The sequence below is a fragment of the Brenneria sp. L4-2C genome (genome assembly GCF_040240335.1).
In the GTDB taxonomy this organism is placed as follows: domain Bacteria; phylum Pseudomonadota; class Gammaproteobacteria; order Enterobacterales; family Enterobacteriaceae; genus Brenneria.
In genome coordinates, this window is the sequence record NZ_JBEIAC010000004.1 from 14,012 (window position 1) to 37,154 (window position 23,143).

A 23,143-nucleotide genomic window follows, 5' to 3' on the forward strand; every position below is an offset into this window, starting at 1 on the left:
TTACGGCAACCGATTTTATATGGCACGAACGACATGTTAACCACGGCGAAAACTGAAGCTTATTAGCTTAAGGGATCATAATGCAGAACGGCGCAATGAAGGCCTGGCTGGATTCCTCCTATCTGGCGGGCGCAAACCAGTCCTACATAGAGCAGCTCTATGAAGATTTTTTAACCGATCCAGACTCAATCGATCTTAGCTGGCGCTCGATCTTCCAGCAGTTGCCTACGGCTGGGATTAAACCGGATCAACTCCACTCGAAAACCCGCGAATACTTTCGCCGTCTGGCGAAGGATTCCTCTCGTTATACCTCGTCGATTACCGATCCTGATAATGATGTGAAACAGGTCAAGGTCTTGCAGCTTATCAATGCGTTTCGTTTCCGTGGTCACCAGCAGGCGAATCTCGACCCCCTGAATCTGCGTCCGCAAATCCCGGTGCCGGAACTGGATCTGGATTACCATAATCTGACCGAGGAAGACTTACAGGAAACCTTTAACGTGGGGTCATTCGCCATCGGCAAAGACACCATGCAATTGGGGGAATTGTATGAGGCGCTGAAACAGACCTACTGCGGGTCGATCGGGGCCGAGTATATGCACATCACCAATACGGAAGAAAAACGCTGGATCCAGCACCGTATCGAGTCGGTGATGGGGCAGCCCTCTTTTGCCGCCGAGGAGAAAAAGCGCTTCCTGAAAGAGTTGACCGCGGCGGAAGGTCTGGAGCGCTATCTGGGCGCCAAATTCCCCGGCGCCAAACGTTTCTCGCTGGAAGGGGGAGACGCTCTGGTGCCGATGCTCAAAGAGTTGGTTCGGCATGCGGGCAACAACGGCACGCGCGAAGTGGTGCTGGGCATGGCGCACCGCGGCCGCCTGAACGTGCTGATTAACGTGGTGGGCAAGAAGCCGCAGGATCTGTTCGATGAGTTCTCCGGCAAGCATAAAGAGCACCTGGGTACCGGTGACGTGAAATACCATCAGGGTTTTTCCTCCGATCTGGAAACGGATGGCGGACTGGTGCATCTGGCGCTGGCCTTCAACCCTTCCCATCTGGAGATTGTCAGCCCGGTGGTCACCGGCTCGGTGCGCGCCCGCCTCGACCGGCTGGATAATCCGGTCGATACGCTGGTTTTGCCGGTGACCATTCATGGCGATGCGGCGATCAGCGGACAGGGCGTGGTGCAGGAAACGCTGAACATGTCCAAGGTGCGCGGTTATGAAGTGGGCGGTACGCTGCGTATCGTCATTAATAACCGTATCGGGTTTACCACGTCCAATCTGCTGGATATCCGTTCCACGGAATACTGTACGGATATCGGTAAAATGGTGCAGGCGCCGATTTTCCACGTTAACTCGGACGATCCGGAGGCGGTGGCCTTCGTGACCCGTCTGGCGTTGGATTTCCGCAACACCTTTAAGCGTGACGTATTTATCGACCTGATTTGTTATCGCCGGCACGGTCATAACGAAGCCGATGAACCCAGCGCCACGCAGCCGATGATGTATCGGAAAATCAAGAAGCATCCGACGCCGCGCAAAGTGTATGCCGACCGTCTGGAACAGGAAAAGGTGGTGACGCTGGAAGACGCCACGGAAATGATCAACCTGTACCGCGATGCGCTGGATGGCGGCGAATGCGTGGTGGAAGAGCGGCGCGAGATGGACATGCAGTCTTTCACCTGGTCGCCGTATCTGAATCACGAGTGGGATGAACCCTATCCCAACAAGATTGATATGAAGCGTTTGCAGGAACTGGCGAAACGTATTAGCGAGATCCCGGAAGCGATAGAAATGCAGCCGCGGGTGGCCAAGGTGTATCGCGACCGCGCGGAAATGGCCAACGGCGGCAAACCGTTCGACTGGGGCGGCGCGGAAATGCTGGCCTATGCCACGCTGGTCGATGACGGGGTCTCGGTGCGGCTGTCCGGCGAAGATACTGGCCGTGGAACGTTTTTCCACCGTCATGCCGTGGTGCATAATCAGAAAAACGGTTCCGGTTACACGCCGCTCGAGCATGTGCATAACGCGCAGGGGGAGTTCCAGGTCTGGGATTCGGTGCTGTCTGAAGAGGCGGTTCTGGCGTTTGAATATGGTTATGCGACGGCCGAGCCCCGCACCCTGACGATCTGGGAAGCGCAATTCGGCGATTTCGCCAACGGCGCCCAGGTGGTTATCGATCAGTTCATCAGTTCCGGAGAGCAGAAGTGGGGACGGATGTGCGGATTGGTCATGCTGCTGCCGCACGGTTACGAAGGGCAGGGGCCGGAGCACTCATCCGCTCGCCTTGAACGCTATCTGCAATTGTGCGCCGAACAGAATATGCAGGTATGCATCCCTTCGACGCCGGCGCAGGTTTATCATATGCTGCGTCGCCAGGCGCTGCGCGGCATGCGTCGTCCGCTGATCGTCATGTCGCCTAAATCGCTGTTGCGCCATCCGCTTGCCGTCTCGTCTCTGGATGATTTGGCGAACGGTTGTTTCCAGCCGGCGATTGGTGAAATCGATGATTTGGATGCGAAAGCCGTCAAACGCGTCGTTCTCTGCTCCGGTAAGGTTTATTATGACCTGCTGGAACAGCGTCGTAAGAATGAACAACAAGATGTGGCACTGGTGCGTATCGAACAACTTTATCCCTTCCCGCATCAGGCGGTGCAAGCCGCGCTGGAGCCGTTCTCTCATGTCCATGATTTCGTGTGGTGTCAGGAAGAACCGCTGAATCAGGGCGCCTGGTATTGCAGTCAGCATCACTTCCGTGAAGTCATTCCATTTGGGGCTTCTTTACGTTACGCCGGACGTCCGGCCTCCGCTTCACCAGCAGTTGGCTATTTGTCCGTACACCAGAAACAGCAGCAAGCTCTGGTGAATGACGCGCTGAACGTTGATTAAATAAAAGGATAGATAATGAGTAGCGTAGATATTCTCGTCCCTGATCTGCCTGAATCGGTAGCCGATGCAACCGTTGCTACCTGGCATAAAAAACCGGGCGACAGCGTCCAGCGCGATGAAGTGCTGGTCGAGATTGAAACCGACAAAGTGGTGCTGGAAGTCCCTGCCTCCGAAGCGGGGATTCTGGATAGCATTCTGGAGGACGAAGGCGCCACGGTGACCTCGCGTCAGGTGCTGGCTCGCCTGCGTCCCGGCGACAGCTCCGGCAAAGAAACCAGCGAAAAGTCCCAGAGTAAGGAATCTACGCCGGCGCAGCGCTATACCGCGGGCCTGGAAGATGAGCGCAGCGATGCGCTCAGCCCGGCGATCCGCCGCTTGATCGCCGAGCACGACCTGGATCCCGCCGCGATTAAAGGCAGCGGCGTCGGCGGCCGCATTACCCGCGAAGATATCGATAAGCATCTGGCCGCGCAGCCAAAAGAGAGCGGTAAAAAAGAGGCCGGTAAAGAAGACAAACCCACGCCGGCGCCGGAGCCGGCGCTGAGCGGGCGCAGTGAAAAACGCGTCCCTATGACGCGGCTGCGTAAACGGGTGGCGGAACGGCTGCTGGAAGCGAAAAACAGCACCGCCATGTTGACGACGTTCAATGAAGTCAGCATGAAGCCGATTATGGATTTGCGCAAACAATACGGCGAAGTGTTTGAAAAACGCCACGGCGTGCGTTTAGGCTTTATGTCTTTCTATCTCAAGGCGGTGGTTGAAGCGTTGAAACGCTTCCCGGAAGTCAATGCCTCGATAGATGGCGAGGACGTGGTTTATCATAATTATTTTGATGTCAGCATTGCCGTGTCGACGCCGCGCGGTTTAGTTACCCCTGTACTGCGGGATGTTGATACACTAGGCATGGCCGAGATTGAGAAACGAATCAAAGAGCTGGCGCTGAAAGGCCGCGACGGCAAATTGACCGTTGAAGAGCTGACCGGCGGTAATTTCACCATTACCAACGGCGGCGTTTTCGGTTCGCTGATGTCTACCCCGATTATTAACCCGCCACAGAGCGCAATCCTTGGTATGCATGCGATAAAAGATCGTCCGATGGCTGTGGAGGGTCAGGTTGTCATTCTGCCGATGATGTACCTGGCGCTGTCCTACGACCACCGTTTGATTGATGGCCGTGAGTCCGTCGGCTTTCTGGTTACGATAAAAGAGTTGCTGGAAGATCCGACTCGTCTGCTGCTGGATATCTGATCACCTTGCGGCAGGCCGTCGAATGCCTGCCGATTATTACTTATAACGATAAACATGTGCTATGCAGGTCGTTGTCGTCAACGACGCTCTCGGAAATGAAAAACCAGAATGGATAGAACATCATGAATTTACATGAATATCAGGCAAAACAACTGTTTGCTCGATATGGGTTACCGGCGCCGGTCGGCTATGCCTGTACTACGCCGCGTGAAGCGGAAGAGGCTGCATCAAAAATTGGTGCGGGTCCATGGGTGGTTAAATGTCAGGTTCACGCCGGCGGCCGCGGTAAAGCGGGCGGCGTGAAGGTTGTCAGCAACAAAGAAGATATTCGCGCGTTCGCTGAAAGTTGGCTGGGAAAAAGTCTGGTGACGAATCAAACGGATGCGCTTGGACAACCGGTTCATCAGATTCTGGTGGAAGCCGCCACCGACATAGACAAAGAACTCTACCTGGGGGCCGTTGTCGATCGCGGCAGCCGCCGCGTGGTGTTCATGGCTTCCACGGAAGGCGGGGTGGAAATTGAAAAAGTCGCCGAGGAAACGCCGGAACTGATTCACAAGGCGACGCTGGACCCCTTGACGGGGCCGCAGCCTTATCAGGGCCGCGAGCTGGCTTTCAAAATGGGCTTGAGCGGCAAGCAGGTCGCGCAGTTCACCGGCATCTTCATGGGGCTGGCGAAGATGTTTCTGGAGCGCGACCTGTCGCTGGTGGAGATTAACCCACTGGTTATCACCGCCGAGGGGGATTTGATCTGTCTGGACGGCAAACTGGCGGTAGACGGCAACGCATTGTTCCGTCAGCCTGAACTGCGTGAAATGCAGGATCCGACCCAGGAAGACGCCCGCGAAGCGCATGCCGCTCAGTGGGAACTGAACTATGTGGCGCTGGACGGTAACATCGGCTGCATGGTGAACGGCGCCGGTTTGGCGATGGGGACGATGGACATCGTCAAGTTGTACGGCGGCGCCCCGGCCAACTTCCTTGACGTCGGCGGCGGCGCGACCAAAGAGCGCGTAACGGAAGCGTTTAAAATCATCCTGTCTGATGACAGCGTCAAGGCGGTATTGGTCAATATTTTCGGCGGTATCGTGCGTTGCGATCTGATCGCGGACGGTATCATCGGCGCTGTCGAGGAAGTGGGCGTTAACGTCCCCGTGGTTGTTCGTCTGGAAGGGAACAATGCGGATCTGGGCGCGAAAAAACTGGCGGGCAGCGGTCTGAATATTATCGCCGCAACCAGTTTGATCGATGCGGCTCAGCAAGTGGTTGCTGCAACGGGGGAGAAATAATGTCCATTCTGATCGATAAAAACACCAAAGTCATTTGCCAGGGGTTTACCGGCAGTCAGGGGACGTTTCACTCCGAGCAGGCGCTGGCTTACGGCACGCAGTTAGTGGGCGGGGTAACGCCGGGCAAAGGCGGAACGACGCATCTGGGATTGCCGGTCTTCAATACCGTGCATCAAGCCATCGCGGCTACCGGTGCGACGGCCTCCGTCATCTACGTACCCGCGCCATTCTGTAAAGATTCGATTCTTGAAGCCATTGACGCGGGTATTGAGTTAATTATTTGCATTACCGAAGGTATTCCGACGCTGGATATGCTGACGGTCAAGGTCAAGCTGGATGAAAGCGGCGTACGGATGATTGGTCCTAACTGTCCGGGCGTCATTACGCCGGGCGAGTGTAAAATCGGTATTATGCCCGGTCACATCCATCTGCCGGGAAAGGTGGGGATCGTTTCCCGTTCCGGCACCCTGACCTATGAAGCGGTAAAACAGACTACCGATACCGGACTGGGGCAATCAAGCTGTGTGGGTATCGGCGGCGATCCCATTCCCGGCTCCAGCTTCATTGATATTTTGCAACTGTTTGAGCAGGACCCGCAGACCGAAGCGATTGTCATGATCGGTGAAATCGGCGGGACGGCGGAAGAAGAAGCCGCCGCCTACATCAAACAGCATGTGACAAAACCTGTCGTCGGCTACATTGCGGGCGTTACCGCGCCTAAAGGTAAGCGAATGGGGCATGCGGGGGCGATTATCGCCGGCGGCAAAGGCACCGCCGATGATAAGTTTGCGGCGCTGGAGGCGGCCGGGGTGAAAACCGTGCGCAGTCTGGCCGATATCGGCGATGCGCTAAAAACCGTGCTTTCCCGTTAAGTTGGGTTACAACGAACAGGCATAAATTTCTACGTTCGACATGTTTGGCCACCTGAGATTCAAAGGTGGCCTTTTTTATGGCGGGCGTTCTTATCCGCCTCCCTGCAAGGTATTGCCAACGGCGATTTTTATGGCGAAGTTTGAATACATTCAGTCAGTTCGCATCGCGAATGATTATTGTTAATTGGCTACAACAATATCGTAACAATAAAAATGCATGATTATGGTCTATAAATATAGGGTGCGGATGTTTGTGCAAACACAGTATGTAAAAGCACATCGCAACAAATGGCTGGTGGTATTGAGGTAAAAAATATATTACCAACTAATTTAAATTTAAACCAATGGATTACACTGCATTAACAATAATAGCTAATGTGAAGTTTATATAAACCATTAATTAACAAAGGCGAGTTAATTTGTTTTGGATCAAGATTTGACTATGGATATATTTCAAGAAATACGCTTAAATTGCGCCAGGTCAATTATTGCGTGAGACCGGTTTTATCCCCAAAGTTGATTTGAAACCAAAAACCCAATCTGGGTCACGTAAAAACCTATTTATTGTGAGGGATTAGAGGCGTAATATACCGCTACTCTGTCTTAGGATACGATACTTGTAATTATCGTGATTTTTCTTTGGCTTGCTGATGGATTCGCCGATATTTTTTTCGGCGTATGCGCCGGCTTGCGCCGAAGCAATTTATTGTTGTGTTCTTTTTGGGTGTTTACTGACGGGTGTTTAGTGGCTTGTGAGGTGCTGCAAGCTAAAACCTTCCTGCGAGGAGCAAGGAGTCAAGATGTTTGATATAGTCGAACTGTCGCGCTTACAGTTTGCCTTAACCGCAATGTACCATTTTCTATTCGTGCCGCTAACGCTGGGGATGGCGTTTTTACTGGCGATTATGGAAACGGTATACGTGCTGTCGGGCAAGCAAATCTATAAAGATATGACCAAATTCTGGGGCAAGTTATTTGCAATTAACTTTGCTCTGGGGGTGGCTACCGGGCTAACGATGGAGTTTCAGTTCGGTACCAACTGGTCATATTTTTCTCATTATGTCGGGGATATTTTCGGCGCTCCGCTGGCCATTGAAGGCCTGATGGCGTTCTTCCTCGAGTCCACTTTCGTCGGTCTGTTCTTTTTCGGCTGGGACCGGTTGGGGAAAGTTCAGCATATGGCGGTGACCTGGCTGGTCGCGCTGGGCTCCAACTTCTCCGCGCTGTGGATCCTGGTGGCCAACGGCTGGATGCAAAACCCCATCGCCTCTGATTTCAACTTTGAAACCATGCGCATGGAAATGGTGAGCTTCGCCGATCTGGTGCTGAACCCGGTTGCTCAGGTGAAATTCGTTCATACCGTCGCCGCTGGCTACTGTACCGGCGCGATGTTTATTCTGGGCATCAGTTCCTACTATCTGCTGAAAGGCCGCGACATCGCTTTTGCCAAGCGTTCTTTCGCTATCGCCGCCAGCTTCGGCCTGGCGTCGGTGTTGTCCGTTATCGTCCTGGGCGATGAGTCCGGTTATGAAATGGGCGATGTGCAGAAAACCAAGCTGGCCGCTATCGAAGCCGAATGGGAAACCCAGCCGGCGCCGGCCTCCTTCACGCTGATTGGCCTGCCGAATCAAAGCACCATGGAAAACGATTATGCGATTCAGATCCCGTATGTACTGGGTTTGATCGCGACGCGTTCGACCGATAAGCAAGTGACCGGCCTGAAAGATCTGATGGAACAGCATCAGGTTCGTATCCGCAACGGGATGAAGGCTTACCAACTGCTGCAAGAACTGCGCGCCGGGAATACCGATCCGGCGGTGAGGGAAGCGTTTAACCAGTCTAAACACGATCTGGGGTACGGTCTGCTGCTGAAACGCTATACGCCGCAGGTTTCCGACGCGACCGAAGCGCAAATTCAGCAGGCGACCAAAGACTCTATTCCGCGCGTTGCGCCGCTGTATATTTCTTTCCGCATTATGGTGGCGTGCGGCATCCTGATGCTGCTGATCATCGGCCTCTCTTTCTGGACGGTGCTGCGCGGCAAAATCGGCGAAAGAAAATGGCTGCATCGCGCCGCGTTGTACGGTATTCCCTTGCCGTGGATTGCGGTAGAAGCCGGTTGGTTCGTCGCCGAATACGGTCGTCAGCCCTGGGCTATCGGTGAAGTCCTGCCGACCGCGGTCGCTAACTCATCATTGACCGCGGGGGATATCCTGTTTTCGATGGGGCTGATCTGTGGTCTGTATACGTTGTTCCTGATTGCGGAAATGTATTTAATGTTCAAATTCGCGCGTCTGGGGCCAAGCAGCCTGAAAACGGGCCGCTACCATTTTGAACAGCCGATAGCGGTCGCGCAGGAAGCACGGTAAACAGGAGTCCACTATGTTTGAATATGAAGTATTGCGATTTATCTGGTGGCTGTTGATCGGCGTCCTGCTGATTGGTTTTGCCGTCACCGATGGTTTTGACATGGGGGTAGGGATGTTGGTTCGGCTGATGGGCCGGAGCGATACCGAACGCCGTGTGATGATCAACAGTATTGCTCCTCACTGGGACGGTAACCAGGTCTGGCTGATCACCGCAGGCGGCGCGTTGTTCGCCGCCTGGCCGATGGTCTATGCCGCCGCGTTCTCCGGTTTTTATATTGCGATGATCCTGGTGCTGGCATCGTTGTTTTTCCGTCCGGTCGGTTTTGACTATCGTTCAAAAATCGAAGATCCGCGCTGGCGCGGCATGTGGGACTGGGCCCTGTTTATCGGCAGCTTCGTACCGCCGCTGGTGATTGGCGTGGCCTTCGGCAACCTGTTGCTGGGCGTCCCCTTCCATGTCGACGAGTATCTGCGCCTGTACTATACCGGCAACTTCTTCCAACTGCTGAACCCGTTTGGGTTACTGACCGGCATCGTCAGCCTGACGATGATTTTGGCTCAGGGCGCGACCTATCTGCTGATGCGCACCAATGGCGATTTGTATCTTCGCGCCAGGTCCGTCGCGCAGATTTCCGCGCTGGTCATGTTGGTGGCTTTCGCGCTGGCTGGCGTCTGGGTTATTTACGGCATCGACGGTTATGTCGTGACTTCCGCTATCAATACCGCGGCCGAGTCCAACCCGTTGCGTAAAGAAGTCGCCCATCAGGCGGGCGCCTGGTTGATCAACTTCAACAATCACCCTGTGCTATGGGCGATTCCGCTGTTGGGCGTGGTATTACCGGTATTGACTATCATCATGGCTCGTTTGGAGAAAGGCGCGATGGCGTTCCTGTTCTCCTCTCTGACCATCGCTTGCGTGATTCTGACTGCGGGTGTGGCGATGTTCCCCTTCATTATGCCGTCAGTGACCGTGCCGAACGTCAGCCTGACCATGTGGGATGCGACCTCCAGTTTGCTGACATTGAAAGTGATGACGGTGGTTGCCATTATTTTCGTGCCGATCGTGCTGTCTTATACCGCGTGGTGTTACTACAAAATGTTCGGACGGATCACCAAAGAACATATTGAGCAAAACACTCACTCGCTGTACTAAGTAAGGAGCTTAATTTATGTGGTATTTTGCCTGGATACTCGGAACGCTTCTTGCTTGTTCTCTGGGGATCATTACAGCCCTGGCGCTTGAGCAAAGCGAGGCAAGCAAAACGACTGAAGATAAAACTCAATGAGTGATTTGGTCGATAAGCTGTATCGCCTGATGGATAAGAGCCCGATTCGGGCTCTTTCCCTTATCATGGCGCTGACGGCGGCAGGGTGTGTTTTCTGGGATCCCAGCCGTTTCGCGGCCAAGACCAGCGAATTATCGGTCTGGCAGGGATTGTTGCTGATTTGGGCCGTCTGCGCGGGCGTGGTTCATGGCGTCGGGTTCCGTCCTCAACGGTTGCGCTGGCGCGCATTTTTCAGTCCGCTTCCCGCCCTGGCGATCCTGGCGTTGGGTCTCTACCATTTCTTCCATTAGTCTTACCCTCTATTCCATTTGGTTATGGGTTGCAAACAACCCATAATTATTTTCTTTCCGCTGTTGCAATCCATTCCCAACCTCATTTCTCTTGCGTATAGTAGCGATGTTTAGGGCATTGCCGGGATGTAGAGTGAGTAATAAGGTGTTTTGCTGGCCAGTTCGGGTTTACTTTGAAGACACTGATGCGGGTGGTGTCGTCTATCATGCACGCTATGTCGCCTTTTATGAAAGGGCGAGGACGGAGATGTTGCGTGAGCGCGATTTTCATCAGCAAGCCTTAATGAGCGAGCATATCGCATTTGCCGTTCGCCGAATGACGGTGGAGTATTTTGCTCCGGCGCGTCTTGACGATTTGCTGGAGGTGCAAAGCGAAATCGTTTCGATACGTGGCGCTTCCCTTACTTTCTTACAGCGCATTCTTAATTCAGATGGCAAACTACTGAGTCAGGCTGACGTTTTGATCGCATGTATCGATCCACATCAAATGAAGCCCATCGCGCTTCCTAAGTCTATTGTCGCGGAGTTTAAGCAGTGACTGACATGAACATTCTTGATTTGTTCCTGAAGGCAAGTCTTCTGGTCAAACTAATCATGCTGATTTTAATCTGTTTTTCCATCGCCTCCTGGGCGATTATCATCCAGCGAACCCGGATCCTGAATGCCGCGACGCGGGATGCCGATGCCTTTGAAGATAAATTCTGGTCTGGTATCGAACTGTCGCGTTTGTATCAGGAGAGTCAGACCCGTCGCGATACGCTGACGGGTACAGAACAAATCTTCTATTCCGGGTTCAAAGAATTTGCACGTTTGCATCGCGCCAACAGCCATGCGCCTGAAGCAGTGGTGGAAGGCGCGTCGCGGGCGATGCGCATTTCCATGAACCGCGAACTGGAAACGCTGGAAACGCATATCCCGTTTCTGGGTACCGTAGGCTCCATCAGCCCGTACATCGGCCTGTTCGGGACCGTCTGGGGGATTATGCACGCGTTCATCGCCTTGGGCGCGGTGAAACAGGCAACGTTGCAAATGGTTGCGCCCGGTATTGCGGAAGCGTTGATTGCCACGGCTATCGGTCTGTTTGCGGCTATCCCCGCCGTTATGGCGTATAACCGGCTTAATCAGCGGGTGAACAAACTGGAACAGAACTACGACAACTTTATGGAAGAGTTCCTTGCCATTCTGCATCGCCAGGCGTTCGCAAGCGATAGCAGCAAATAATCAGGGGGGATCATGGCTCGACTACGCAGAGGTCGTCGTGAACTGAAATCCGAGATCAACATTGTCCCGCTGCTGGATGTGCTGTTGGTGCTGCTGCTGATCTTCATGGCAACCGCGCCGATTATTACGCAGAGCGTTGAAGTTGATCTGCCGGAGGCGACGGATTCGAAAACGGTTTCCAGTAATGATAATCCGCCGGTGATCGTGGAAGTGTCAGGCGTCGGGCAATACAGCCTGGTGATTGAACAAAAGCGGATGGAGCAACTGCCGGCGGAACAGATTGTTGCTGAAGCTCGGGCGCGATTGACTGAAAATCCTAAGGCGGTATTTTTGATTGGCGGTGCGAAAGATGTTCCTTATGATGAAATTATCAAGGCACTGAACCTGTTGCATCAGGCCGGGGTTAAATCCGTTGGGCTGATGACGCAGCCGATCTGACTCAGCGCGATGATCGTCGGGCATATTTCTGGCAATACTGTTTTTGGGAATCGATTGTGCTAAAGGCAACCGAACAAAACGACAAGCTGAAACGCGCCGTTATTATTTCGGCTGGTCTGCATGTCATACTGATTGCTTTGCTGATCTGGAGTTCGTTGACGCAAACGATGGATGCCAGCGGAGGCGGCGGGGGCGGCTCATCCATTGACGCCGTCATGGTCGACCCGAGCGCCGTTGTCGAGCAATACAACCGTCAGCAACAGCAGCAAAGCGACGCTCAGCGCGCCGAACAGTTGCGCAAGAAACAGGCCGAGCAGCAGGCCGAAGAGCTACAGCAGAAGCAGGCGGCGGAGCAACAGCGGCTGAAAGAGCTGGAAAAAGAGCGTTTGCAGGCACAGGAAGAGGCCAAACAGCAGGCGCTGGCGCAGGAACAGCAGCGCAAGCAGGCTGAAGAGGCGGCGCAACAGGCTAAAGAGCAGCAGAAACAGGCTGAAGAGCAGCAGAAACAGGCTGAAGTGGCGGCGGCTAAGGCGAAGGCCGAGGCGGAACAGCAGGCGAAAGCCGCCGCCGATGCGAAGAAACAGGCTGAAGAAGAAATTCAACGACAAGCGGCTGCGGCTGCGGCGGCGAAGAAAAAGGCGGAAGAAGAGGCCAAAGCCGCCGCAGAAGAAGCCGCAAAGCGGAAAGCGCAAGAGGCGGCTAAAGCGGAAGCGGCAAAAGCCGCAGAGTTAGCGAAACAAAAAGCGGCCGCGGCGGCAGAGGCGGCTAAGCAAAAGGCGGCGGCTGAGGCGGCGAAGAAAGCCGAGGCGGCGGCCGCGGCTAAAAAAGCGGCGGACGATAAAAAACGCGCCGCCGCGGAAGCCGCCAAACAGGAAAGCGCCGTTGATGATTTGCTGGGCGGACTGGCGTCATCGAAGAATGCGCCCAGGTCAGGCGGCGGCGCGCCGGCGGGGACCGGAAATAACAAACGCAGCGGCGCGTCCGGCGCGGCGCTGGACAGTTATGGCAGTCAGGTTAGAACGGCTATCCAAAGCAAGTTTTATGACTGGCAGCTCTACAAAGGGCGAACCTGCACATTGCGCATCAAACTTGCGCCGGATGGTTTGTTGATCGATGTGAATGCTGAAGGCGGCGATCCCGCTTTGTGTCAGGCGGCGATTGCCGCCGCAAAGCAGGCGAGAATTCCTAAACCGCCAAGTGCAGATGTTTATGAGGCTTTCAAGAATGCGCCAATAGACTTTAAACCGCAGTAACCAGGCTGTTTACCGATATGGGTTTAAGATTATTACTATGGTAAACAAACCAGGTTATGGTGTTTTGTTGACATTGGTTTGTTTTTGTTAAAATTCTGCTGTTTATCGTAGACATAGCGTCTGGATAAGGGAGATTAAATGAAGCAGGTATTTAAAGTTGCATTAAGTCTGTTAATGCTGTGGGCCGTGGCGCTGCATGCGGAAGTGCGCATCGAGATCACCCAGGGGGTAGACTCTGCGCGTCCCATCGGCGTCGTTCCTTTTAAATGGGCGGGCCCCGGCTCGGCGCCTGAAGATATCGGCGGCATTGTCGGCGCCGACTTACGCAACAGCGGTAAATTCAATCCCATTGATGCCGCCCGTATGCCTCAGCAGCCCGCCACCGCGTCCGAAGTGACGCCGGCCGCCTGGACCGCGCTGGGTATCGATGCGGTTGTTGTCGGTCAGGTGCAGCCCAGCGCCGACGGCAGCTACGTTATCTCTTACCAGTTGGTTGATACTTCCGGCAATCCGGGCAGCGTATTAGCGCAGAACCAGTTCAAAGTCACTAAACAGTGGTTGCGTTATGCGGCGCATACCGCCAGCGATGAAGTTTTTGAAAAGCTGAGCGGCATCAAGGGCGCGTTCCGCACGCGTATCGCCTATGTGGTGCAAACCAATGGCGGCCAGTTCCCTTATGAGCTGCGCGTTGCGGATTATGACGGCTACAATCAGTTCGTCGTTCATCGTTCTCCTCAGCCGCTGATGTCGCCGGCCTGGTCGCCGGACGGCAGCAAACTGGCCTATGTGACGTTCGAAAGCGGTCGTTCCGCTCTGGTAGTGCAAACGCTGGCGAACGGCGCTATCCGCCAGATCGCCTCTTTCCCTCGGCATAACGGCGCGCCGGCATTCTCGCCCGACGGCAGCAAGCTGGCCTTCGCCTTGTCCAAGAGCGGCAGTTTGAATCTGTATGTGATGAATCTGGGGTCCGGTCAAATCAGCCAGGTAACGGACGGACGCAGCAACAACACGGAACCCAGCTGGTTCCCGGATAGCCAGACTCTGGCCTATACTTCGGATCAGGCTGGACGTCCTCAGGTTTACAAAACGAATGTGAACGGCGGCGCGCCTCAACGACTGACTTGGGACGGAGCCCAAAATCAGGACTCTGAAGTGAGCGCCGACGGTAAATTTCTGGTAATGGTGACTTCCAATAGCGGAGTTCAGCATATTGCCAAACAGGATCTGGTAACGGGCGCCGTGCAGCAAGTATTAACGGACACGTTCCTGGACGAAACGCCAAGTATCGCACCTAATGGCACCATGGTTATCTATAGCTCTAAGCAAGGGCTGGGTTCCGTGTTACAGATAGTTTCGACTGATGGGCGTTTCAAAGCGCGTCTTCCGGCCACTGATGGACAGGTTAAATTTCCTGCCTGGTCGCCGTATCTATAAGTGCAGATATGTACAATAAACTATTTTAAGGACACAAAGAGATGCAATTCAATAAAGTGCTGAAAGGCCTGATGTTGGCTCTGCCGGTACTGGCAGTTGCCGCATGTAGCTCTAACAAGAATGCGGGCAGCGACCAATCTTCCATCGGCGCCGCCGACGGCAGCGGCAGCGGTTTTGAAAATGGCGGCGCCTCTTCTGAGCAGGCACGTCTGCAAATGCAGGAATTACAGCGTAACAATATCGTTTACTTCGATCTGGATAAGTACGATATTCGCTCTGATTTCGCTCAAATGCTGGACGCGCATGCTGCATTCCTGCGCGGCAACCCGTCTTACAAAGTGACCATCGAAGGTCATGCGGATGAACGCGGTACGCCGGAATACAACATTGCTCTGGGTGAACGTCGTGCTAATGCGGTACAAATGTACTTGCAGGGCAAGGGCGTTTCTTCCGATCAAATCTCTATCGTATCTTACGGTAAAGAAAAACCAGCCGTTCTGGGTCATGACGAAGCGGCATATGCCAAAAACCGTCGTGCCGTTCTGGTCTACTAAGAGAATCGCATGAGCAGTAACTTCAGACATCGTTTATTCGGTCTGTCGTTACTGGTTGGCGTAGCGGCTCCCTGGGCCGCTACTGCCCTGGCAGCGCCAATCAGTAATGTCGGCTCGGGCTCGGTAGAAGATCGAGTCACTCAATTGGAGCGTATTTCTAACGCTCACAGTCAGGTTTTAACCCAACTTCAGCAACAACTCTCCGATACGCAGCGTGATATTGATAATTTGCGCGGGCAGATTCAGGAAAGCCAGTATCAGTTGAATCAGGTTGTTGAACGACAAAAGCAGATCTATCAGCAAATTGACGGATTAAGTTCTTCCTCCGCATCCGCACCCGCCGCGGCCCAAACGCCGGATGCGTCTGGCGCGGATAACAGCGCCGCGCCGGCCGCCTCTGGTGATGCGAATAGCGATTACAATGAAGCTGTTGCCCTGGTACTGGAGAAAAAACAGTACGATCAGGCTATCAACGCATTTCAGGCTTTCGTTAAGAAATACCCGGATTCAACTTATCAACCCAATGCCAATTACTGGCTTGGACAGTTGAATTACAACAAGGGGAAGAAAGACGATGCCGCTTACTACTTTGCCAATGTAGTAAAAAACTACCCTAAATCCCCTAAAAGCGCCGAAGCTTTGCTGAAGGTCGGGGTGATCATGCAGGAAAAAGGTCAGGCGGATAAAGCCAAGGCCGTTTACCAGCAGGTCGTAAAAATGTATCCCAATACGGAAAGCGCCAAGCAGGCGCAAAAACGCCTCTCTGCATCCTGATCCTTTTTCTTCAGGTACAAAAGTTGCTCTTTATGGGCAATTTTTGTGCCTGAACGTCTGAAGAATAAGCAGTCGGACCTTTTTTATGGAAAATAGGTTGCGCTGAAAATTTAAATTAGTAATATATGCCGCCGTTGCCAAGGCAAGAACGAAACGCTAAAGCAGCATGAAATTTGGGTCGTTAGCTCAGTTGGTAGAGCAGTTGACTTTTAATCAATTGGTCGCAGGTTCGAATCCTGCACGACCCACCAATTTCAAATTAAGAGAGTGGTTTAGAATCGTGAAGGATGAGAACCGTAAGGTTCGACAAAATCGATATCGTCGATTTTGAACAACGCATCAAGCGTTGGCCCGAAGGGCGAGGCCATAGGCCGAGTTATCCTGCACGACCCACCAATTTCAAAATCAGTTCTAGTCGTACCGCATTGCGGGTCGTTAGCTCAGTTGGTAGAGCAGTTGACTTTTAATCAATTGGTCGCAGGTTCGAATCCTGCACGACCCACCATTATCTGCATATTCCCTTTTCTGAAGTAACTTCTCTAAAATCATCATGTAGCACATGTCGTGCGGGTGAGAAGCTGCGTTCAGGTTCGAGCCGAGCGAAGCGAGACAGCAACGCGTCAGCGTTGACCCCGAGGGGCGAGGCCGCAGGCCGAGTCATCCTGCACGACCCACCATTATCCGCATATTCCCTTTTCTGAAGTAACTTCTCTAAAATCATCATGTAGCACGCGTCGTGCGGGTGAGAAGCTGCGTTCAGGTTCGAGCCGAGCGAAGCGAGACAGCAACGCGTTAGCGTTGACCCCGAAGGGGTGAGGCCGCAGGCCGAGTCATCCTGCACGACCCACCATTATCCGCATATTCCCTTTTCTGAAGTAACTTCTCTAAAATCATCATGTAGCACGCGTCGTGCGAGCGGATCTCAGGATGAGACGAATCGCCAGCGACCCTACACGATCATCGCGCCCATTGATGCTATTTTCCCGTTACCAGATGGTTTGCGGTATATTACTTTTCTTTGGGCGTTCGCGATGGTCTGTCGCGCCTCTGCGTGTTGATGGATTATCTATATCGTGTATGCGTAGCAGAGGTTAGGGAATTTTATGATCGGTCCTTTGATTAATGGCGCCGCCATCGTTATCGGCGGCGGGCTTGGCATTGCGCTTCGGCGCTTTATCCCCCAGCGGTTGCAGGATGGTCTGCCCCCGGCATTCGCGATGGTGTCGATAGCGATGGGGATAACGCTGGTGATTAAAGTTCAGCAACTGCCGGCGGTAGCATTGGCGATCATTATCGGCGTCGCGGTCGGTGAGTTATGTCGTATGGAATCCGGCGTTCAATATGCCGGCATGATGATTCAACGGGCGCTCAGCCGTATCCTGCCGACACCTGAGCATCGCTTGCCGCAGGATGTCTACACGCAGAATTTTACCGCGCTGATTGTGCTGTTTTGCGCCAGCGGAACCGGGGTCGTCGGGTCATTGACCGAAGGGATGAGCGGCGACTACCAATTACTGATCATCAAGTCCGCTCTGGATATTTTTACCGCCTTGATTTTTTCTATCTCGCTTGGCTTTGCGGTGATGTCGATCGCCATTCCCCAGCTTATTATCCAGTCGCTGCTGTTTTATTCCGCCAAGTTGATAATGCCGTTTATGACGGTGGTCACGTCAGGCGACTTCTCTGCCTGCGGTGGTTTGATTATGATTGCCGTCGGATTGCGGATTGCACAAATTAAATTATTCGCGGTGGTGAACTTCCTGCCCGCGCTGTTTTTTATCATTCCTATCTCATTGTATTGGCATCGTTTTTTTGGTTGACTCCGCCTCTGCGCCTGAGCCTCCGAATGCGTCGTGGCTCAGGTCTATCTTCGGATGCGCTTACGTTTTTGGCTGCTCAATCCCTCCCTGGTTTTCATCGTCGATGAGCAGTGAACGTTTTTTTAATCTTCTTGTTTTAAGTTGATTAAACAAAATACTGAATTTTGCTAAAAATAGCGCGACTTCATGCTTTTTTTTCGCTATTTTGTTTAGGATAAAAAACAATACAACCTGAATCGTGCGGCTTCCGCTGTTTCAGATCTCTGAGTTGTCATCATGGACACCCATAATGAGCATCCTTTTTGATAGCAATGAAACCATTTATCCTTTCCCGGCCAAGCCAAAGCCCTTATCGGCAGAAGCCAGGCAGCACTACCGCAGCAGGATAAAGTCTCTATTACGGCAGAGAAATGCTGTGATGGTCGCGCATTACTACACCGACCCGGAAATTCAATCCCTGGCGGAGGAAACGGGCGGTTGTGTCGCCGATTCTCTGGAAATGGCCCGGTTCGGCAGTACGCACTCAGCCTCAACGCTGTTAGTCGCCGGCGTTCGTTTTATGGGGGAAACGGCAAAGATCCTGAATCCGGAAAAAACCGTGCTGATGCCAACGCTTGAGGCGGAGTGTTCGCTCGACCTTGGTTGCCCGGTCGATGCGTTTAGCCGCTTCTGCGACGCCCATCCCGATCGCGTGGTGGTGGTGTATGCCAATACTTCGGCGGCGGTAAAAGCGCGCGCCGATTGGGTGGTCACGTCCAGTATCGCCGTTGAGTTGATTGAACATCTTGATAGTCTTGGTAAAAAGATTATCTGGGCGCCCGATCGTCATCTGGGTAGCTATGTGCAAAAGCAGACCGGCGCCGACGTGCTGTGTTGGCAGGGCGCTTGCATCGTGCATGATGAGTTTAAAACTCAGGCTTTGAAGCGCATGAAAGCGCTGTATCCTGATGCGGCCGTGCTGGTTCATCCGGAATCTCCGCAGAGCGTGGTTGATATGGCCGACGCCGTGGGTTCCACCAGCCAACTGATTCAGGCTGCCAGCACTTTGCCGCAGCGCGAGATGATTGTGGCGACCGATCGCGGCATTTTTTACAAGATGCAGCAGGCGTGTCCCGGTAAAACCTTGCTGGAAGCGCCGACCGCCGGCGAAGGGGCGACCTGCCGCAGTTGCGCGCACTGCCCGTGGATGGCGATGAATGGCCTGGAAGCCATCGCCAACGGTCTGGAGCGGCATGGCGACGCGCATGAAATTCACGTGGACGCTGTACTGCGCGAGAGCGCATTGATTCCGTTGAACCGCATGCTGGATTTTGCCGCTACACTGAAATTACAGGTGCGCGGCAATGCCTGATAGCTCAATATTCCCATTTGGTGATACCCAACAGGTTTCAGTTAACCGGAAGCCAATACGCCGGTAATCAGAAGATGAAGGGGATGGCCATGGATTTGCGCATAATGATTAAGACAGGATGATGAGATGGATTTTTTCAGTACCGGTAATATTTTAGTTCATATCCCTTTAGGGGCGGGCGGCTACGATCTGTCCTGGATAGAAGCGATTGGCACGCTATTCGGGTTGCTTTGTATTTGGTTGGCGAGTCTGGAAAAAACCATTAACTATTTGTTTGGTTTGATCAACGTCACGCTGTTTGCCGTGATCTTTTTCCAGATTCAACTCTATGCCAGTCTGCTGCTGCAAATTTTCTTTTTTGCCGCCAATATTTACGGTTGGTATGCCTGGACGCGCAAAACAGCGTCGCAGGAGGCGGAACTTAAAATCCGCTGGCTGTCGTTATCCAAATTGATCGCCTGGTCCGTGGTATGCGTCGTCGCCATCGGCCTGATGACCCTGTATATCGACGCCGTTTTTGCCGCGCTGACGCGTATTGCGGTGTCGGGCATGCAAAGCCTGGGGCTAGGCGTACAAATGCCGGAGCTACAGCCGGACGCATTCCCCTTCTGGGATTCCACCATGATGGTGCTGTCGATTGTCGCTATGATCCTGATGACGCGCAAGTACGTTGAAAACTGGCTGTTGTGGGTGGTCATTGATGTTATCAGCGTGGTGATTTTCGCTTATCAAGGGGTCTACGCGATGGCGGTGGAATACGCGATACTGACGCTTATCGCACTCAACGGTTCCTGGCTGTGGATTAAAAGCGCGCAGGAAAATCGCGCCAAACCGCTATCAGCTGAAGCGTAAGATGCAGAAAGGTCAGGCTCCCGCTCGGGAGCCTGTTTTCGTTTTGCATTTACATTAGTGGTGATGGTGGTGATGACCATCGATATGATTGAGGTCGCAGTGGTCATCGTCACAGTGCTGGTATTCCATCTGAATCGTAGCGTGATCGATTTGGTAATGTTGCAACAAATAATCCTGAATGCGCTTTAATAACGCATCATGATCATAAGGCGGAATGACCTGAGCATGCAGCGTCATAAACGGTTTTTCGCCGACCTGCCACAAATGGACATGATGGATGTTTCTGACCTCCGGTATATTGAGGGTCAGGTCTTTCTTCAGAACATCAATGCTGATCTGGCCCGGTGTGCCTTCCAGCAGCTCATGAATACTCTCTTTCATCAACGCCCAGGCGCTGCGTAACACCAGACAAGAGACCAGGATGGAGAGGATGGGGTCGATCGGCGTCCAGTTGGTAAACTGGATAATCAAGGCGGCGAAAATCGCGCCTACCGAACCCAGCAAGTCGCCCAGAACGTGCAGCGCCGCCGCCCGGACATTAATATTTTTCTCTTCGCCGCCGTGATGCAGCAGCCAGAACGCCGCAATGTTCGCCGCCAAGCCTGCAATGGCGATAATCAGCATGGGCAGACTTGCCACCGGTTGCGGTTGATAAAAGCGCTGGATGGCTTCCCAGAAGATGAAAGCGGTAATCACGGCCAATGTCAGCGCATTAACGAATGCGGCGAGGGTGGTCAGACGCAGGTAGCCAAAGGTATGACGGGCGTTAGGTTTACGTTGCGCAAAACGGACGGCTAATAAAGCCATCAACAGGGCCGCGGCGTCGGTCAACATGTGGCCGGCATCGGCCAGCAGCGCCAGCGAGCCGGAATACAATCCGCCAATCACCTCGGCCACCATGAAGGTCGCGGTAACGATAAATGCCGCTAACAGCCGTTTACCGTTACCCGATTCTGAGGGGTGGGAATGAGCCATGATCTATCCTGAGTTGGGTATAAGCCGATTAATTTCTTACTACTGTAGTCGACAGTAAAAAACTTTTCTGCTGATTTTCAATATGGTGCGCACGGAAGGCAGATGTTTGCGGCGCATAACCGATACTGGCCTTTTCCCGCATGGTTAAAACGCGGCTTATTTGCCTCGAAAAGCATTTGATCGGCTAAACGCGGTCAATTTCAGCGCCATTAAGTCGTTTTCTTGGCATATAATAGTCAGCCTGCAACATGAGCAGCTTCATTTCTCAATCTATCAGCTATCTTGCACGTCAGGTGGCGCGCGTTGGATGTGGGTTAAAATACCGTTCTGGAATCGATGGAATTATTATGAATTACCAAAATGATGATTTAAGAATTAAAGACATTAAGGAACTTTTACCGCCTATCGCCCTGTTGGAAAAATTTCCGGCCACTGAGCGCGCCGCGGAAACCGTCTCATTCACGCGTACCGCCATTCATAAAATTCTTAATCATAACGATGACCGTCTGCTGGTGATCATCGGCCCTTGCTCTATTCACGATCCTGAAGCGGCCAGAGAATATGCGGCCCGCCTGCTTAAATTACGTCAGGAACTGAAAGACGATCTGGAAGTGGTGATGCGGGTTTATTTTGAAAAACCGCGCACGACGGTGGGGTGGAAAGGTTTGATTAACGATCCCCATCTGGACCATAGCTATCAGATTAACGACGGACTGCGTATTGCGCGCCGCCTGTTGCTGGATATCAATCACACCGGCTTGCCCACCGCGGGCGAGTTTCTGGATATGATCACGCCGCAATACCTGGCTGATTTGATGAGCTGGGGGGCGATCGGCGCCCGGACGACGGAGTCTCAGGTACACCGTGAACTGGCTTCCGGTCTGTCTTGCCCGGTTGGCTTTAAGAATGGTACCGACGGCACCATTAAGGTCGCCATCGACGCGATTAATGCCGCCAGCGCGCCGCATTGCTTCCTGTCCGTCACCAAGTGGGGCCACTCCGCTATCGTGAATACCAGCGGCAACAACGACTGCCACATTATTCTGCGCGGCGGCAAGGCGCCGAACTACAGCGCGGAAGATGTTAAAGCGGTCAAGGCGGGTCTGGAGAAAGCCGGACTGTCGCCGCAGGTGATGATTGACTTCAGCCATGCGAACAGCTGCAAACAATTCAAAAAGCAGATGGAAGTGTGTGAAGACGTTAGCCGTCAGATTGCACAGGGCGAAAAAGCGATTATCGGCGTGATGGTCGAAAGCGCGCTGGTGGAAGGTAACCAGGATCTGGAGAGCGGCGAACCTTTGGTGTATGGCAAGAGCGTGACGGATGCCTGCATCGGTTGGGAAGATACGCAAGCGCTGTTGCGTCAGTTGGCGTCGGCGGTACGCGAACGCCGCAGTAAATAACTGCTGAACGGCGCGTAATAAAAAACCCGGCGCGATGGCCGGGTTTTTTACTGGTTAAGCCTAATTACTTGGCTTTACCCTGATTCGCTACCGCCGCGGCTTTTGCTGCGATTTCATCAGCATTGCCCAGATAGTAGTGTTTGATCGGTTTGAAGTTTTCATCAAACTCATAAACCAACGGCACGCCGGTTGGGATATTCAGTTCAAGAATTTCGTCTTCGCCCATGTTGTCCAGGTATTTGACCAGAGCACGCAGTGAGTTGCCGTGAGCGGCGATAATAACGCGCTCGCCGCTTTTGATGCGCGGCAGAATGGTTTCATTCCAGTAAGGAACCACACGTTCGATGGTTAGAGCCAGGCTTTCAGTCAGCGGAAGTTCTTTGTCGCTCAGAGAAGCGTAGCGCGGATCGTGCCCAGGGAAACGTTCGTCATCGCGGGTCAGTTCCGGCGGGGTAACGGCAAAGCCGCGGCGCCACTGTTTAACTTGCTCGTCGCCGTATTTCTCAGCGGTTTCCGCTTTATTCAAACCTTGCAGCGCGCCGTAATGACGTTCGTTCAGTTTCCAGCATTTTTCCACTGGCAGCCAGGCTTGATCCAGCTCGTCCAGTATATTCCACAGCGTATGAATAGCACGTTTCAGCACGGAAGTGTAAGCGAAGTCAAAGGAAAAACCTTCATCTTTAAGTAACTTACCTGCGGCTTTTGCTTCTGAACGACCTTTGTCGGACAGATCAACATCGTACCAGCCTGTGAAGCGGTTTTCGTTGTTCCACTGGCTTTCACCGTGTCTTACCAGTACCAGCTTAGTTACAGCCATAGCTAAACT

General features: G+C 53.2%; 21 protein-coding genes, 2 tRNA genes and 3 other RNA genes. 24 read left to right on the top strand and 2 right to left on the bottom strand.

Annotated features, from left to right (window positions below; translation table 11 throughout):
- Positions 1-80 precede the first annotated feature (80 nt).
- The 23 genes from sucA to pnuC all read left to right on the top strand — a co-directional run bounded on the left by sucA (position 81) and on the right by pnuC (position 19,939).
- Positions 81-2,888: a 2-oxoglutarate dehydrogenase E1 component gene (gene sucA, locus ABRZ26_RS07945; protein WP_319603723.1), complete on the top strand. Its 2,808-nt coding sequence runs from the start codon at positions 81-83 to the stop codon at positions 2,886-2,888.
- Positions 2,889-2,903: 15 nt separating this feature from the next.
- Complete coding sequence (gene odhB, locus ABRZ26_RS07950; protein ID WP_319603724.1) at positions 2,904-4,136, top strand: 2-oxoglutarate dehydrogenase complex dihydrolipoyllysine-residue succinyltransferase; 1,233 nt, start codon at positions 2,904-2,906, stop codon at positions 4,134-4,136.
- 122 nt (positions 4,137-4,258) lie between these two features.
- Complete coding sequence (gene sucC, locus ABRZ26_RS07955; protein WP_319603725.1) at positions 4,259-5,425, top strand: ADP-forming succinate--CoA ligase subunit beta; 1,167 nt, start codon at positions 4,259-4,261, stop codon at positions 5,423-5,425.
- Positions 5,425-6,297, top strand: a complete 873-nt coding sequence (gene sucD, locus ABRZ26_RS07960) for a succinate--CoA ligase subunit alpha (protein ID WP_319603726.1) — start codon at positions 5,425-5,427, stop codon at positions 6,295-6,297. Before sucC ends, sucD begins: the two co-directional genes overlap by 1 nt.
- An 800-nt stretch (positions 6,298-7,097) precedes the next feature.
- Positions 7,098-8,666 carry a cytochrome ubiquinol oxidase subunit I gene (cydA, locus tag ABRZ26_RS07965; RefSeq protein WP_319603727.1) on the top strand — a complete coding sequence of 523 codons (1,569 nt, stop codon included), beginning with the start codon at positions 7,098-7,100 and terminating at the stop codon, positions 8,664-8,666.
- A gap of 13 nt (positions 8,667-8,679) precedes the next feature.
- The gene (gene cydB, locus ABRZ26_RS07970) at positions 8,680-9,819 is read left to right on the top strand and encodes a cytochrome d ubiquinol oxidase subunit II (RefSeq protein WP_319603728.1); all 1,140 of its coding nucleotides are present in this window, start codon (positions 8,680-8,682) and stop codon (positions 9,817-9,819) included.
- Between the two features lie 16 nt (positions 9,820-9,835).
- Positions 9,836-9,952, top strand: a complete 117-nt coding sequence (gene cydX / locus ABRZ26_RS07975; protein ID WP_319603729.1) for a cytochrome bd-I oxidase subunit CydX — start codon at positions 9,836-9,838, stop codon at positions 9,950-9,952.
- The gene (ybgE, locus tag ABRZ26_RS07980) at positions 9,949-10,242 is read left to right on the top strand and encodes a cyd operon protein YbgE (RefSeq protein ID WP_319603730.1); all 294 of its coding nucleotides are present in this window, start codon (positions 9,949-9,951) and stop codon (positions 10,240-10,242) included. The genes cydX and ybgE overlap by 4 nt, the downstream gene beginning before the upstream one ends.
- Before the next feature lie 133 nt (positions 10,243-10,375).
- A complete protein-coding gene (gene ybgC, locus ABRZ26_RS07985) occupies positions 10,376-10,780 on the top strand; it encodes a tol-pal system-associated acyl-CoA thioesterase (protein WP_319603731.1) in 405 nt (134 codons plus the stop codon).
- The gene (gene tolQ / locus ABRZ26_RS07990) at positions 10,777-11,463 is read left to right on the top strand and encodes a Tol-Pal system protein TolQ (RefSeq protein WP_319603732.1); all 687 of its coding nucleotides are present in this window, start codon (positions 10,777-10,779) and stop codon (positions 11,461-11,463) included. Before ybgC ends, tolQ begins: the two co-directional genes overlap by 4 nt.
- 12 nt (positions 11,464-11,475) lie before the next feature.
- Positions 11,476-11,901, top strand: a complete 426-nt coding sequence (tolR, locus tag ABRZ26_RS07995; protein ID WP_319603733.1) for a colicin uptake protein TolR — start codon at positions 11,476-11,478, stop codon at positions 11,899-11,901.
- Positions 11,902-11,957: 56 nt separating this feature from the next.
- Complete coding sequence (tolA, locus tag ABRZ26_RS08000) at positions 11,958-13,154, top strand: cell envelope integrity protein TolA (protein ID WP_319603734.1); 1,197 nt, start codon at positions 11,958-11,960, stop codon at positions 13,152-13,154.
- Between the two features lie 138 nt (positions 13,155-13,292).
- Positions 13,293-14,588, top strand: a complete 1,296-nt coding sequence (gene tolB, locus ABRZ26_RS08005; RefSeq protein WP_319603735.1) for a Tol-Pal system beta propeller repeat protein TolB — start codon at positions 13,293-13,295, stop codon at positions 14,586-14,588.
- 41 nt (positions 14,589-14,629) lie between these two features.
- On the top strand, positions 14,630-15,142 hold the full coding sequence (pal, locus tag ABRZ26_RS08010) for a peptidoglycan-associated lipoprotein Pal (protein ID WP_319603736.1): 513 nt from the start codon (positions 14,630-14,632) through the stop codon (positions 15,140-15,142).
- Positions 15,143-15,151: 9 nt separating this feature from the next.
- Complete coding sequence (gene cpoB / locus ABRZ26_RS08015) at positions 15,152-15,916, top strand: cell division protein CpoB (protein ID WP_319603737.1); 765 nt, start codon at positions 15,152-15,154, stop codon at positions 15,914-15,916.
- Between the two features lie 175 nt (positions 15,917-16,091).
- Positions 16,092-16,167: transfer RNA gene (locus tag ABRZ26_RS08020), tRNA-Lys, on the top strand.
- 15 nt (positions 16,168-16,182) lie between these two features.
- Positions 16,183-16,312, top strand: a non-coding RNA gene (locus tag ABRZ26_RS08025) — RtT sRNA.
- A gap of 33 nt (positions 16,313-16,345) precedes the next feature.
- Positions 16,346-16,421, top strand: a tRNA-Lys gene (locus ABRZ26_RS08030).
- A 45-nt stretch (positions 16,422-16,466) separates the two neighbouring features.
- Positions 16,467-16,593: non-coding RNA, RtT sRNA (locus ABRZ26_RS08035), on the top strand.
- A 45-nt stretch (positions 16,594-16,638) separates the two neighbouring features.
- Positions 16,639-16,766, top strand: a non-coding RNA gene (locus ABRZ26_RS08040) — RtT sRNA.
- A 253-nt stretch (positions 16,767-17,019) separates the two neighbouring features.
- Complete coding sequence (locus ABRZ26_RS08045; RefSeq protein ID WP_319603738.1) at positions 17,020-17,736, top strand: DUF554 domain-containing protein; 717 nt, start codon at positions 17,020-17,022, stop codon at positions 17,734-17,736.
- Between the two features lie 289 nt (positions 17,737-18,025).
- Positions 18,026-19,087 carry a quinolinate synthase NadA gene (nadA, locus tag ABRZ26_RS08050; RefSeq protein ID WP_319603739.1) on the top strand — a complete coding sequence of 354 codons (1,062 nt, stop codon included), beginning with the start codon at positions 18,026-18,028 and terminating at the stop codon, positions 19,085-19,087.
- A gap of 126 nt (positions 19,088-19,213) precedes the next feature.
- Entirely contained in the window at positions 19,214-19,939 is a 726-nt protein-coding gene (gene pnuC, locus ABRZ26_RS08055) for a nicotinamide riboside transporter PnuC (RefSeq protein WP_319603740.1), read from the top strand.
- A gap of 54 nt (positions 19,940-19,993) precedes the next feature.
- Here pnuC and zitB read toward each other — a convergent pair whose 3' ends face one another.
- Positions 19,994-20,914: a CDF family zinc transporter ZitB gene (gene zitB, locus ABRZ26_RS08060; protein WP_319603741.1), complete on the bottom strand. Its 921-nt coding sequence runs from the start codon at positions 20,912-20,914 to the stop codon at positions 19,994-19,996.
- A 347-nt stretch (positions 20,915-21,261) separates the two neighbouring features.
- Between zitB and aroG the strand changes: the two genes are divergently transcribed.
- Positions 21,262-22,317: a 3-deoxy-7-phosphoheptulonate synthase AroG gene (aroG, locus tag ABRZ26_RS08065; protein WP_319603742.1), complete on the top strand. Its 1,056-nt coding sequence runs from the start codon at positions 21,262-21,264 to the stop codon at positions 22,315-22,317.
- A 64-nt stretch (positions 22,318-22,381) separates the two neighbouring features.
- On the opposite strand, the gene gpmA is transcribed toward aroG, so the two are convergent.
- Positions 22,382-23,134 (bottom strand): 2,3-diphosphoglycerate-dependent phosphoglycerate mutase, encoded by a 753-nt coding sequence (gene gpmA, locus ABRZ26_RS08070; RefSeq protein ID WP_319603743.1) that lies wholly within the window; start codon positions 23,132-23,134, stop codon positions 22,382-22,384.
- Positions 23,135-23,143 lie beyond the last annotated feature (9 nt).

Coding starts and splice junctions, on each gene's coding strand:
- sucA (WP_319603723.1), top strand. CDS start 81: ATGCAGAACGGCGCAATGAAGGCCTGGCTGGATTCCTCCTATCTGGCG.
- odhB (WP_319603724.1), top strand. CDS start 2,904: ATGAGTAGCGTAGATATTCTCGTCCCTGATCTGCCTGAATCGGTAGCC.
- sucC (WP_319603725.1), top strand. CDS start 4,259: ATGAATTTACATGAATATCAGGCAAAACAACTGTTTGCTCGATATGGG.
- sucD (WP_319603726.1), top strand. CDS start 5,425: ATGTCCATTCTGATCGATAAAAACACCAAAGTCATTTGCCAGGGGTTT.
- cydA (WP_319603727.1), top strand. CDS start 7,098: ATGTTTGATATAGTCGAACTGTCGCGCTTACAGTTTGCCTTAACCGCA.
- cydB (WP_319603728.1), top strand. CDS start 8,680: ATGTTTGAATATGAAGTATTGCGATTTATCTGGTGGCTGTTGATCGGC.
- cydX (WP_319603729.1), top strand. CDS start 9,836: ATGTGGTATTTTGCCTGGATACTCGGAACGCTTCTTGCTTGTTCTCTG.
- ybgE (WP_319603730.1), top strand. CDS start 9,949: ATGAGTGATTTGGTCGATAAGCTGTATCGCCTGATGGATAAGAGCCCG.
- tolR (WP_319603733.1), top strand. CDS start 11,476: ATGGCTCGACTACGCAGAGGTCGTCGTGAACTGAAATCCGAGATCAAC.
- tolB (WP_319603735.1), top strand. CDS start 13,293: ATGAAGCAGGTATTTAAAGTTGCATTAAGTCTGTTAATGCTGTGGGCC.
- pal (WP_319603736.1), top strand. CDS start 14,630: ATGCAATTCAATAAAGTGCTGAAAGGCCTGATGTTGGCTCTGCCGGTA.
- cpoB (WP_319603737.1), top strand. CDS start 15,152: ATGAGCAGTAACTTCAGACATCGTTTATTCGGTCTGTCGTTACTGGTT.
- ABRZ26_RS08045 (WP_319603738.1), top strand. CDS start 17,020: ATGATCGGTCCTTTGATTAATGGCGCCGCCATCGTTATCGGCGGCGGG.
- nadA (WP_319603739.1), top strand. CDS start 18,026: ATGAGCATCCTTTTTGATAGCAATGAAACCATTTATCCTTTCCCGGCC.
- pnuC (WP_319603740.1), top strand. CDS start 19,214: ATGGATTTTTTCAGTACCGGTAATATTTTAGTTCATATCCCTTTAGGG.
- zitB (WP_319603741.1), bottom strand. CDS start 20,914: ATGGCTCATTCCCACCCCTCAGAATCGGGTAACGGTAAACGGCTGTTA.
- aroG (WP_319603742.1), top strand. CDS start 21,262: ATGAATTACCAAAATGATGATTTAAGAATTAAAGACATTAAGGAACTT.
- gpmA (WP_319603743.1), bottom strand. CDS start 23,134: ATGGCTGTAACTAAGCTGGTACTGGTAAGACACGGTGAAAGCCAGTGG.